Here is a 12,936-nt window from a genome sequence, read left to right on the forward strand (position 1 = left end):
TAACAGTCATGAATGTAACAAGTAACAAACGCCTGCTGGCACTCGATGTAATGCGGGGCATTACCATCGCAGGAATGATTCTGGTAAATAATCCGGGGTCTTGGGGATACGTATATTCTCCTCTTAAACATGCTCAATGGAACGGGCTTACCCCCACAGACCTGGTTTTCCCTTTCTTCATGTTTATCATGGGAATCTCTACCTACATCTCACTCAGAAAGTATAACTTCACGTTCAGTACCCCCGCTGCCCTGAAGATTATCAAAAGAACCATCGTCATCTTCCTTATCGGCATTGCCATCAACTGGTTTGCCTTGCTTTGCTACCATCACGACCCACTCCCCTTTGCCCAAATCCGGTTTTTGGGAGTGATGCAGCGACTTGCCCTTTGCTACGGAGCGTCCGCATTAATCGCTTTGCTTATCAAACACAAGTATATACCTTATCTGATTTTTGTATTATTAGCAGGCTACTTTATCATCCTCATCACCGGCAACGGATTCGCCTACAATGAAACAAACATTCTTTCCATTGTAGACCGTAGCATCCTTGGAGACGCACACATGTATCAGGACAACCACATCGACCCGGAAGGGCTTCTCAGCACTATTCCTTCCATCGCCCACGTACTGATAGGTTTCTGCGTCGGCAAACTATTGATGGAAGTAAAAGATATCCGCGAGAAACTAGAACGGCTCTTCCTTATCGGAACTATCCTCACTTTCGCAGGTTTCCTGCTCAGCTACGGCTGCCCGTTCAACAAAAAGATATGGTCACCGACTTTTGTCCTGGTCACTTGCGGACTAGGTTCCAGTCTGCTGGCTTTGCTTGTTTGGATAATCGACATAGAAGGATACAAGAAATGGAGCCGTTTTTTCGAGTCTTTCGGAGTGAATCCGCTTTTTATCTATGTACTGGCAGATGTTCTCTCCATCCTGCTAGGCGTCATAACCGTCACTTGCCAGGGAGAAAGCACTTCCTTGCAGCAGGCCTTTTATACCAATGTCCTACAACCCGTTTTCGGGAATGAAGGGGGCTCCCTTGCTTATGCCATACTATTCGTCCTGCTCAACTGGGCAATAGGATATATATTATATAAAAAGAAAATATACATCAAGATATGATACTGATTGCAGATAGCGGTTCTACCAAGACCGACTGGTGTGTCGTACTCAACGACACACCTATCAAACGAATCGGAACGAAAGGGCTCAACCCTTTCTTCCAATCGGAAGAAGAAGTTCAACAGGAGCTGACCCATTCACTCCTGCCGCAACTACCGGAAGGAACGATTAACTCCGTCTATTTCTACGGTGCAGGCTGTACACCCGAAAAAGCCCCCGTCATCCGGCGGGCGATTGCCGACAGTTTACCCATTGTCGGCAACATCAAAGCCTATTCGGATATGTTGGCTGCTGCCCGCGGGCTATGCGGACACGAGGCAGGTATTGTCTGTATCCTCGGAACAGGTTCCAACTCCTGCTTTTACAATGGAAAAGAAATTGTCAACAACGTCTCACCACTGGGATTTATCTTAGGCGACGAAGGAAGCGGCGCAGTGCTGGGAAAATTGTTAGTAGGTGATATCCTGAAAAACCAACTCTCCCCTGCCGTAAAGGAAGCATTCCTCAAACAATTCGACCTGACAGCTCCCGAAATCATCGACCGGGTCTACCGTCAACCTTTCCCGAACCGTTTTTTGGCAAGCCTTTCTCCTTTCATCGCGCAGCATTTGGAAGAGCCTGGTATCCGCCGGTTAGTCCTCAACAGTTTCATCGCTTTCCTACGAAGAAATGTGATGCAATATGACTATGCACAGTATCTGGCACATTTCATCGGTTCGGTAGCTTATTGTTACAGGGAGATATTGCAGGAAGCCGCACAGGAAACGGGAGTCAGCATCGGTAAGATTCTCCAAAGCCCGATGGAAGGGTTAATCCGGTATCACACTGTTCCGTGCGACCAATTATAGTTTATTCTTAGTAACTTATAATCAGATATTTGTAATCATCCCAATGCAGATAACCGAACAATCATCCCTCTACGACGATTTAGAAAAGAAGCCTGTACGAGAAATATTAGAAGACATCAACCGTGAAGATCAGAAAGTGGCACTGGCCGTACAGAAGGCCATTCCACAAATCGAGCAACTTGTCAACCTGATTGTCCCCCGTATGAAACAGGGCGGACGTATCTTCTATATGGGTGCAGGCACAAGCGGTCGCCTGGGCGTACTGGATGCTTCGGAGATACCGCCGACATTCGGCATGCCGCCTACGTGGATTATCGGACTGATAGCAGGTGGAAATACTGCCCTGCGCAATCCGGTGGAAGGCGCCGAAGACGATATGAACCGGGGATGGGAAGAACTTACCGGGTATCATATCAACGATAAGGATACCGTTATCGGCATCGCGGCTTCCGGCACTACGCCTTATGTAATCGGTGCTCTACGGGAAGCCCGCAAGCATGGCATCCTGACCGGTTGTATCACCAGTAATCCCGATTCTCCGATGGCGGCAGAAGCCGATGTAGCCATCGAAATGATTGTCGGGCCGGAATATGTGACGGGAAGTTCGCGCATGAAATCCGGCACCGGACAGAAAATGATTCTGAATATGATCAGTACTTCGGTGATGATTCAACTCGGACGGGTGAAAGGAAATAAGATGGTGAATATGCAGTTGAGCAATCAGAAATTAGTGGAAAGAGGAACACGGATGATTATGGAAGAACTGGGTCTGGACTACGAACATGCGCAAAAGCTGTTGTTACTGCATGGTTCGGTAAAGAAGGTGATTGATGCATACAATCTTTCACATCGTTAAATATATAGCGATAAAGACAATATCCCCAATTATTAGCTCTATTATAAAAGCCCCCAATAGTTAGAATACTATTGGGGACAAATCAAACCTGAATGTTCATTCAACCTTAAAGAATCATTTCAACTAAGCTGCCGGATCCGGTGTTTCCCCAGAGCCACCACCTCCCACATTATCATCCTTATCTTCTTCATCGCCACCTTCGTTCAATCCACCTATCAGCATGTTTTTAAACTGTTCGACTGACGCAAACTTCACACCCTGTATCAAGGCACGTGTACGTATACTACCTGCCGGCTGCGTATATTCCGGGGTAAACTGGCAACGTAAGTAAGTGATCTGATTAGGACTTACTTCTTTTGCTGTTTTTGCTCCCTTACCTCTAGTTTGTGCAATCATCGTAAAAGAGCCTAATCCTTCCAACTTCACTGTATAGCTATTTAGCAAATACATGCGCATGGTAGACATTAAATTCCTAATCACATTATGTACATCACCTGCACTCAACGAAGATTTTTCCGCTATTTGCTCAGCCAAAGTCTGCGTCACAATTACATCTTTCATTTTTACCAAACTCAAATGCCACAATTTCTCACCTTCTTTATTTGCGATTCCCGATTGTATCGCCCTGTAAATTAAAGCCATAATCTTTTTATTTTTTTAGTTATTACTTGAGACTATTTGTAATCGATTACTTTGCAAAGGTAAATCATCTCCATTTCACAAATGGACGTACATTACCTCAGATTGTCTTGGATTATGCCAGATTGATTCAGATTAACTCAGATTCATTCGGAATGAGTGATTGCGGGACTAAATAATACTTCAAATACCCTTTTTATACCATCAAAAGTAAACCTTAAGATTTATCATTGTAAATCCTAAGATTAACATATGTAAATCTTAAGGTTTGCTACTAAGGTATTGTATATCTGCCAATAATTAAACAGGGCGGATATATACAAAAATTGACAGTGGCAAGACAGCGGAAATAGCTATGAAGGAATACCCCATTGCCCGATACGCCAATTCTTAATTGAATAAATAGTAATACATAATTACCACCGTTCCAAAAGTTACAGGCACTTCATGGACTCTCCCTAACAAGTATATAAATTACGGAATATCAACATATTACCATGCTTGTTTTTTCTTTTAAAGGAAAGCCCCGTTTCTTTAAAACCAACGGGGTCTTGGTTTAAAAGAAACGACCCGCTCCTTTTAAAGGAGCAAGGTCGTTCTTTCCTTATTGATTTAATCAATAGATTTCACGTGTCAACTTATAAGAATAATTAAAATCCGAATGTATTATTACCGCACATTCATCACTACTGTTTTTAGTTTATCCTTGTCTGATGTCCCGCCATATAGCAGTTCGTAAGTACCTTCCAGCGGACACATGGTATTCGTTTCCGAGTCGAACCATTCAAAACTTTCACGTGTAAGAGGAATCACGACCTGTTCAGTTTTTCCGGCCGGAATATGAACGCGTTTGAAAGCACGCAAGGTATAGCGAGGCCCTTCCTTATCGCCCGGACGTTTCAAATAAACCTGAACCACTTCTTCTCCATCACGTTGTCCGGCATTGCTTACCGGAATGGTCAATACTACATTTTCACCTTTGGCGATTGTGTTCTTGCTCAATTCAGCTTCTCCATAAGTAAAGTCTGTATAACTCAAGCCATGGCCGAACGGGAAAAGCGGTTCTTGCTGCATATAACGATAGGTACGTCCTTTCATTGAGTAATCTTCAAAATCGGGTACTTGAGCAATACTCTTATAGAAAGTTACCGGCAAACGTCCTGCAGGGTTATAGTCTCCCAACAGTACATCTACGATAGCCGTTCCACCGGCTTGTCCCGGATACCATGCTTGCAAAATAGCGTCACAGATACCTGCTTCCGGCACTAATCCCATAGCCGAACCGGAATAATTGATGAAGATAATCTTCTTTCCTGCTTTCTGCAAGGCTTTCAATAAGTCGCGCTGAACAGCAGGAAGTTCGATGTCCGTACGGTCGCCACCCTTAAATCCGGGGATAGTAACCGGCATTTCCTCTCCTTCCAGACTTGGGGAGATTCCACCGGCAAAGAGAATGATATCAGCATCTTTCACTTTTTCTACGGCTGTGTTCAGGTTGACATTTACTTCTTTGCCTAAGTCAAAATCGAGCGTTGCTCTTTCGTTCCGTTGTTTAAACCGGATTTCGATACGATATTCTTTTCCGGCTTTTGCCTGTAATGTATAGAGATTCGTCGGGTTCTTCACATATGCTTTTTGGGCGACTTGTTCACCGTCGATAGTAAGTACCACTTCGCCATCCAACTGGAAACGGAAATCGACATTACCCGACTTTGATGGACGGAATACTGATTCATAACGAGCAGAAAAATCGGTCAGTTCCACGCCGGGAGCAAACGTGGTAGCTCCTGTTGTTGCAAAATGGAATGGAGTAGAGATTTGGTCGGTAGCAACAACGTCACCTTCCTGATTACGATTGTTCCAATATTCTGCTGCAAAACCGGGTTTTCCATTGATGCTGCATTCATCAAACAGACTTTGAAGTGCTGTCCTGTTGGTACGGTCACAACCCGGTTCGTAAATTATTTGCCCTGCCGGCAGTTTGGCACGTACAGCTTCCAGTAAAGTGACCGTATGTGCAGGTATGCCATTGTAGTTTCCCCATTGCATCACGGAGTCATTGGCATTAGGCCCCATGACAGCCACTTTCAGATTGGTATTCAATGGCAGGACATTGTTTTTATTCTGTAGGAGTACCAATGATTCACGGGCCATACGCAGAGCCAGTGCCTGGTGTTCCTTGCTATTCAATACAGATGAAGGGATTTCAGACCAAGCAGGTGTTTCGTCCATTTCTCCCAGTTCGAAACGTGCAGTCAACAAACGTTTCAGTGAAACATCTATTTGTTTTTCATCAATCAGTCCGGCTTTCACAGCTTCTGTCAGGGAAGCATATGCGCCGCCACATTCCAGGTCCGTGCCTGAAATCACAGCACCTGCCGAAGCATGTTCCTTGTCAGGGTGAGTTTCGTGTGTCCCCGGGCGGTAGAAGTCGGAGATTGCTCCGCAGTCGGAGACAACAATGCCTTTATATCCCCATTCGTCACGCAGAATCTGCATCAACAGACGATTGCTGCCACAGCATGGCTCTCCTTCAAAGCGATTGTAGGCACACATTACTTCTTTGACATCCGCTTTCTGCACCAAATCCTTAAAAGCGGGTAAATAGGTTTCCCACAAATCACGAGGATCGATATTCTCCGCATCAAAGCTGTGACGGTTCCATTCCGGCCCGGAATGAACGGCATAATGTTTGGCACAGGCATGGAGTTTGTCATACTTGCCGTCTTCTGTCCCTTGCAGACCACGGACAACGGCAACTCCCATTTGTCCTGTCAGATACGGGTCTTCACCATACGTCTCCTGACCGCGTCCCCAACGAGGGTCACGGAAGATATTGACATTCGGTGTCCAGAAGGTTAATCCCTGATAACGTTTCAGCAGACCTTCTTCACTGAAGATGCGTGATTTCACGCGGGCTTCGTCGGATGTAGCATTGAAAACCTCATATAATAGCGAATCATTGAAAGAAGCACCCATACCGATAGCCTGGGGAAAAACAGTAGCCAGTCCGGCACGTCCTACGCCGTGCAGTGCTTCGTTCCACCAGTCATACTCTTTGATTCCCAGTCGCGGAATGGCAGGCGATGAATTCTGCATTAATGACACTTTCTCTTCCAATGTCAACCGGGGCAACAAATCTTCAGCCCGTTGTTCTGCTGATAAAGAGGTGTCTTGATAAGGTAGTTTTTGAGTACAGGAAAAAAGCAGGCAAAAGCTGCAAAGTCCAAGTGTAAATTTTAGTTTTGTATTCATTCTATTATACTTATAGGTTATCATGTTCTGCGCAAAGTTAACCGATTTCATTTAACAAAACATACTTCCTCGTATCAAAGACTATCATTCACGTTACATTTACGCATAAAAAAAGATGAAAGGTATAAAACCTTTCACCTTTATTATCATCCTTATAGACAGAATCTTAGAATTCCACTAAAATACGGAATACTTTTCCCGGATTGGCCATCCATTCCTGCATAGCTTCCAAAGCTCCTTCCGGTTTAGCAATCTTCGAAATCAGCTCTTCTACCGGACAATTCCCTTCTTTCATATAATTGATTACCGCACGGAAGTCTGCCGGTAATGCATTTCTGGAACCACGGATATCCAATTCTTTCTGTACGAAAAGTTTCGTCTGAAAAGCGACTTCGCTCTTGGCATAACCGATACAAACCACCCGTCCTGTGAATCCGACTTCGTCTACTGCCATCACATAAGTGACCGGACTACCGACTGCTTCAATCACGACATCAGCACCCAATCCTTCCGTTATTTCCTGTATCCGTTCGTGTACATTTTCTGTTTTAGAATTAACCACGTAGGATGCACCTACTTTTTTCGCCAGTTCCAGTTTTTCGTCATCCAAATCGACAGCAATTACCGTTGCTCCGCGCAGGGCAGCACGTACTATCGCTCCTATGCCAATCATACCGCAGCCAATCACCATCACATACTCGTTGTCAATAACCTGGGCACGCGATACGGCATGAAATCCGACACTCATCGGTTCAATCAGCGCACAATCACGGGAAGAGATATTGCCTGCAGGAATTATCTTTGTCCAGGGCAATACGGCATATTCGCACATCACTCCGTTGCGTTGCACGCCTAATGTTTCATTATGTTCACAGGCATTGACCCGACCATTACGACAGGAAGCACATTTACCGCAATTGGTATACGGATTCAGCGTCACATTCATTCCTTTCTCGAAACCTGCCGGAACATTCAGGCCGATTTCCTCAATCACCGCCCCTACTTCATGTCCCGGTATCACGGGTAATTTCACCATCGGATTTTTGCCCAGGAACGTGTTCAAGTCTGACCCGCAAAAGCCTACATACTTGATTTTTACTAATACTTCACCGGATCCAACAGTCGGTCTTTCCAGTTCAACCACCTTCATTTCAAAGGGATTGACAATTTGAACTGCTTTCATTTGATATGTTTGATAATAAGTTTATTAATCGATTACTTTATAGCCTTTCCAACCGTAATAGGCACAGAAGACAAAGCAAATCATCGGCACGCAATATGCCATATAATAGATATGCTCATTCGCGTGCATGAAATAGGCTGTCAACTGCGGGAGACAGGCATTGCCCACAATCGCCATGACAAGAAAAGCCGAACCGCTCTTTGTTTGATTTCCCAATCCTTTCAATGCCAGGGAGAACTGCGTAGGATACATGATAGACATAAAGAAAGAAATAGCCAGCATTGCATACAATCCAACCATTCCGCCCCATATCATGACCACTCCGCACAGGAGAATATTCATTAGTGCATAGATTAACAACATATCCTGCGGACGGAATTTCACCATCAATCCCGTACCAATCCAACGGCCTAAAAGGAAAGCGAGCATATACAATCCGAAGAAAGTAGTCGCCGTATCTTCGGGCAGTCCGGCATACGTACAACAATATACGAGGAAAAGACTGTTGATAGCCGTCTGTCCGCCATTATAGAAGAACTGTGCGATGACTCCCCAACGCAGATGCGAATGCTTCAGTACTCCAAAATCAATCAGCTTTTCTTTCTTATTGTCAGCCGTCGCTTTATCAGAAGAAACTTCTGCGCCTTCATCTCCAATCTTCGGCAGTTTGGAGAATACAAAGACAACAGCTATGGCGACAAGCAGCAAAGCCAATATCAGGTAGGGAAGTTTCATGGCATCCGTTTCCAGTTGGATATAGGCTTGCCAACCACCCGGATAATCAACCGGAAGAGTTTCGGGTGTATAATGAGTTCCGCTAAGAATGAGCTTACTTAGGAACATGGCGGCGATGAAAGCACCAAGTCCATTGAAAGATTGGGCGAGGTTCAGTCGGCGGGGAGCTGTTTCGGGAGCTCCTAAAACGGTGACATACGGATTGGCGGCTGTTTCCAGGAAGCACATTCCGGTGGCAATAATGAAGAAGATGCAAAGGTAAGCCCAATACTCTTTCAAGATAGCTGCCGGGAAGAAAAGCAGACCGCCGATAGCAGCCAATATCAATCCGAAGATAATCCCTGCCTTATAGCTGTAACGTTTCATAAACATGGCTATCGGGATGGGAAAGATGAAATAGGCAAGCCAATAGGCCGTTTCCGTAAAAGAAGCCTCAAAGGTATTCAGTTCGCAGGTCTTCATTAACTGCCGTATCATCGTAGGAAGCAGATTACTGCTTATCGCCCACAAGAAGAAAAGGCAGAAGACCAAAGCCAGAGGTATTGTATATGTATTTTTTTTCATGGTATAATATTGTTTCACAATGTGGTTATTTTCTCAATCATTCAGACATGTTCTTGATGTAAGGAAGCACGGGAAGGTCTGTAAAGCCATAGAAGTTCCGAGCATTTTCTCCTAGGAAAAGCGCTTTTTCCTTCTCTGACAATTCAGGTGATTTCAGCACAAAGTCATAGGACATCTTGTAGGTGATAGCTGTAATAGTACGCGGATAATCCGAACCCCACATCAGCTTCTCCATGCCGACTAAATCCGCAGCTTCACGAATAGCCCTAACCGCGCCTTTGAACGGATAGAACTCATCATTGAAAAGCCACGTGATTCCTCCGGATTCAATCATTACATTCAGGTGGCGTGCCAACTTTATCTGTTCGAGCCAATCCGGCAACGTGACCATCCCGAAATGTCCGATAGCTATCTTCAGCCGGGGACATTCTTGAATTATCTCTTCCATTTCAGGAACTTGTGTCGCCCCATCCGCCAAATCAATGGAAAGCATCACATTCCGCTCTTCCATATAGTGGAACATCTGCATCATCTCTTGGCTATTCAGCATCACCCTGCCCTCTTTCAGCAACAGACGATGTGCGGGAATCTTGATAGCTTTAAAGCCTTTGGCTATAAGTGTTTTTGCCAGTTCCAGAAATCCCGGTTTACGAAACTCACACATTCCGCATACAAAGAAACGATTGGGATAACGGGCAATAACCTCGGCTAAATATTCATTCTGTATGCCATCAATAAATTCCTGTGTAATGACAGCGGCAGACACTTGCGCATAGTCCATATTCGACAGAAAGACTTCCGCACTATTCACTCCGTCTATCATAAAAGGTGGAACCATCTGCCGGATTTCTCCCATAAATAACGAACGGCCGTTTTCAAGCGTTCGGATAGGGAGTCCATCTACGACCGTATCCTGCCGTAACCACAGATGAGCATGTGCATCAATAATTGTGTAGTCCATACGAACGGTTCTGTTTTATGAGTTTGCCCAGCTTACGCGTTTCTGCTCTCCGATAATATCCTGTACTTCCCGAACGAGTTCCCAATCAACCGGTTCCTCGATGAAAGCGATATTCTTTTTCACGTTTTCAGGATTAGTCGTACTGAACAAAGTGGTAGCAATACGAGGATTGCTGACAGAGAATTGCATGGCAAGTTTCTCTATCGGATAGTTTTTCGCTTTGCAATGTTCCATTGCTTTGCGACAAGCCTCTACTAAAGGCTTTGGAGCCGGATGCCAAGCGGGAACACCCCGTTCGCTCAATAGTCCCATTGAAAGCGGAGAAGCATTGATTACACCTATTTCTTTAGATTCAAAGTAATCCAGGAAGTCTGCCAGTTTATCATCGCACAGGCAATAATGGCAGAAACTAAGGACAGATTCAACCGTACCGCTTGGAGAGTGGTCGATGACCCATTTCAGATTCTCCAGTTGCAAGTCGGTGATTCCGACATGACCTACGACACCTTTCTCACGCAATTCCACCAAAGCTGGTAGTGTCTCATTTACAACTTGGTTTAAATCGGCAAATTCAACATCGTGCACATTTATCAAGTCGATAAAGTCTATGTTCAAGCGTTCCATACTCTCATACACACTTTCGGTAGCACGTTTGGCAGAATAATCCCATAAATTCACACCGTCTTTGCCATAACGTCCCACCTTTGTAGACAGATAATAGCGGTTTCGGGGAAGTTCTTTCAGTGCTTTCCCCAGTACGGTTTCTGCTTTATAGTGTCCGTAATAAGGAGAGACATCTATAAAATTCATCCCAGCTTCAACAGCAGTAGCTACTGCCTGGATACCTTCTTTTTCTTTCAAATCATGGAAAACTCCCCCTAAGGAAGAAGCTCCGAAACTAAGAGAGGAAACTTTCATCCCCGTCTTTCCGATTTCATGGTATTGCATACTTTTAGGTTTTAAATAGTTTTGTATGCGACAAAAATAGGTCAGGAAAGATTGCCGTCGGTCAGAGGAGAGCGTAAAAAGCAACGTAACGGTTTACGTAAAAAATATTGCTTCAAATGCTCTTATTTATCCGGGAATGTGCTTTCTTTGTAAAAGATTCAAAGCAGAAGACCTTTTAATGGAAAACCGGAAACATACTTCACTCAAAGATCTTGCCCAAGCATTGGGTGTATCGATTCCTACTGTATCCAGGGCGTTGAAAGACAGTCCCGAAATCAGTCGTGAACTTTGTGCCAAAGCTAAGAAACTGGCCAAAGAGATGAATTATCGTCCCAACCCTTTCGCCATGAGCTTACGGAAAAATGCTCCGCGCATTATCGGTGTGGTCGTTCCGGATATCGTTACCCATTTCTTCGCTTCTATCTTAAACGGAATAGAGAACATGGCTATCGCCAACGGATACTTTGTGATTATCACTACCTCACACGAGTCTTATGAGCATGAAAAGCGGAATATCGAGAATCTGGTCAATATGCGTGTGGAAGGTATTATCGCCTGTCTCTCCCAAGAAACGACAGATTATTCTCATTTCTCCGCCTTGAAAGACATCAATATGCCGCTTATCCTGTTTGACCGTGTTTGTTTGACGGATCAGTTTTCTTCGGTCGTAGCAGATGGGGCACAATCAGCGCAAATGGCAACACAACATCTGTTGGATAATGGAAGTAAACGGGTAGCCTTTATCGGTGGAGCCAATCATTTGGATATTGTAAAGAGAAGAAAACATGGTTATCTGGAAGCCTTGCGTGAAAATCGTATTCCAATCGAAAAAGAGCTGGTAGTCTGCCGGAAGATTGATTATGAGGAAGGCAAGATTGCCACAGAAACTTTACTGTCACTTCCACAGCCTCCGGATGCTATTCTTGCCATGAATGACACATTGGCTTTCGCAGCAATGGAAGTTATCAAAAATCACGGCCTCCGGATTCCGGATGATGTGGCAATTATCGGATATACGGATGAACAGCATGCTAATTATGTAGAGCCTAAATTATCAGCCGTGTCTCATCAGACCTATAAAATGGGGGAAGCAGCATGCCAATTATTGATTGAACAGATTAAAGGAGATAAAACTGTCAGACAGGTGATGATTCCGACTCATTTGCAGATTAGGGAGAGTAGTATAAAAAAATAATAGGCGTTATATCCATTACGATACAACACCTATTTACCTTTATTATCTTATATAAGACTATCGTTTTACAATCTTATCTAACTTTACATTATAGACTAATGCAGAATATGCCTGTAAAGATCCATCGCTACCAGTACCAGAACCATAACCACTTTGATATGGAATATATAATGTCCAGAAATCACCTGCTTTCATATGAACCAATGTATAAGACCAGCCGGAAATTACACCATCCAAAGAAAACTCTGCAGGGGAATCAAACTCTGTCGGCTCTGTTCCGGTGAAAGTCTGCTGAACTACATCTCCATTCAAATAAGACATACGATAATAGGCACTGATAGTAGAAGTATATACAGGAGACTCTGTTCCATCCCCGTCTTGTATCTTCTTTACATATATCTTTTGATTATTGGTCAAATCTGTAAAGGCATAGAGTCTCTCCTTTTCATCTGTAACTGCTATGCTGCCATTTTGTTGCCCAACATATACATTCGCTATAGAGTCGATAAATGCCTCACTACGAGCCTGCCAATTATCATAACGACTTACTTCTTCCGTTTCACTACAAGCAGTAAACGTAAGAGCCAGTAATACTAAGGAGAATAAATAGATCTTTTTACTCATTCGT

Annotated in this window: 11 protein-coding genes; 4 read left to right on the forward strand and 7 right to left on the reverse strand. The window is 44.2% G+C overall.

Annotated features, from left to right (window positions below):
• Positions 1-8: 8 nt before the first annotated feature.
• Genes BQ7997_RS12515 through murQ form a run of 3 tightly spaced genes read left to right on the forward strand, consistent with a single transcriptional unit; the run spans position 9 to position 2,828 of the window.
• Entirely contained in the window at positions 9-1,124 is a 1,116-nt protein-coding gene (locus BQ7997_RS12515; RefSeq protein WP_073346757.1) for an acyltransferase family protein, read from the forward strand.
• A complete protein-coding gene (locus BQ7997_RS12520; protein WP_073346758.1) occupies positions 1,121-1,972 on the forward strand; it encodes an ATPase in 852 nt (283 codons plus the stop codon). Before BQ7997_RS12515 ends, BQ7997_RS12520 begins: the two co-directional genes overlap by 4 nt.
• A gap of 43 nt (positions 1,973-2,015) precedes the next feature.
• Positions 2,016-2,828 carry an N-acetylmuramic acid 6-phosphate etherase gene (murQ, locus tag BQ7997_RS12525; RefSeq protein WP_073346759.1) on the forward strand — a complete coding sequence of 271 codons (813 nt, stop codon included), beginning with the start codon at positions 2,016-2,018 and terminating at the stop codon, positions 2,826-2,828.
• A gap of 123 nt (positions 2,829-2,951) precedes the next feature.
• Here murQ and BQ7997_RS12530 read toward each other — a convergent pair whose 3' ends face one another.
• From BQ7997_RS12530 to BQ7997_RS12555, 6 genes are all read right to left on the reverse strand, one after another.
• Positions 2,952-3,470 carry an HU family DNA-binding protein gene (locus tag BQ7997_RS12530; protein ID WP_022137183.1) on the reverse strand — a complete coding sequence of 173 codons (519 nt, stop codon included), beginning with the start codon at positions 3,468-3,470 and terminating at the stop codon, positions 2,952-2,954.
• A 666-nt stretch (positions 3,471-4,136) separates the two neighbouring features.
• On the reverse strand, positions 4,137-6,722 hold the full coding sequence (gene xyl3A / locus BQ7997_RS12535) for a xylan 1,4-beta-xylosidase (protein WP_073346760.1): 2,586 nt from the start codon (positions 6,720-6,722) through the stop codon (positions 4,137-4,139).
• A 166-nt stretch (positions 6,723-6,888) separates the two neighbouring features.
• The gene (locus BQ7997_RS12540) at positions 6,889-7,905 is read right to left on the reverse strand and encodes a zinc-binding alcohol dehydrogenase family protein (protein WP_073346761.1); all 1,017 of its coding nucleotides are present in this window, start codon (positions 7,903-7,905) and stop codon (positions 6,889-6,891) included.
• A gap of 24 nt (positions 7,906-7,929) precedes the next feature.
• The gene (gene fucP, locus BQ7997_RS12545; protein WP_073346762.1) at positions 7,930-9,204 is read right to left on the reverse strand and encodes an L-fucose:H+ symporter permease; all 1,275 of its coding nucleotides are present in this window, start codon (positions 9,202-9,204) and stop codon (positions 7,930-7,932) included.
• A 37-nt stretch (positions 9,205-9,241) separates the two neighbouring features.
• Positions 9,242-10,165 carry an amidohydrolase family protein gene (locus tag BQ7997_RS12550; protein WP_073346763.1) on the reverse strand — a complete coding sequence of 308 codons (924 nt, stop codon included), beginning with the start codon at positions 10,163-10,165 and terminating at the stop codon, positions 9,242-9,244.
• 15 nt (positions 10,166-10,180) lie between these two features.
• Complete coding sequence (locus BQ7997_RS12555) at positions 10,181-11,113, reverse strand: aldo/keto reductase (RefSeq protein WP_073346764.1); 933 nt, start codon at positions 11,111-11,113, stop codon at positions 10,181-10,183.
• Positions 11,114-11,291: 178 nt separating this feature from the next.
• Here BQ7997_RS12555 and BQ7997_RS12560 point away from each other — a divergent pair, with 178 nt between their 5' ends.
• Positions 11,292-12,308, forward strand: coding sequence for a LacI family DNA-binding transcriptional regulator (locus BQ7997_RS12560; protein WP_073347395.1), 1,017 nt, complete (start codon positions 11,292-11,294; stop codon positions 12,306-12,308).
• 57 nt (positions 12,309-12,365) lie between these two features.
• Here the strand turns inward: BQ7997_RS12560 and BQ7997_RS12565 are convergent, their stop codons facing one another.
• Positions 12,366-12,932: a BamJ family beta-barrel-assembly machinery protein gene (locus BQ7997_RS12565; protein WP_022137175.1), complete on the reverse strand. Its 567-nt coding sequence runs from the start codon at positions 12,930-12,932 to the stop codon at positions 12,366-12,368.
• Positions 12,933-12,936: the final 4 nt, after the last annotated feature.

Source organism: Bacteroides congonensis (assembly GCF_900130125.1).
Lineage (GTDB): Bacteria > Bacteroidota > Bacteroidia > Bacteroidales > Bacteroidaceae > Bacteroides > Bacteroides congonensis.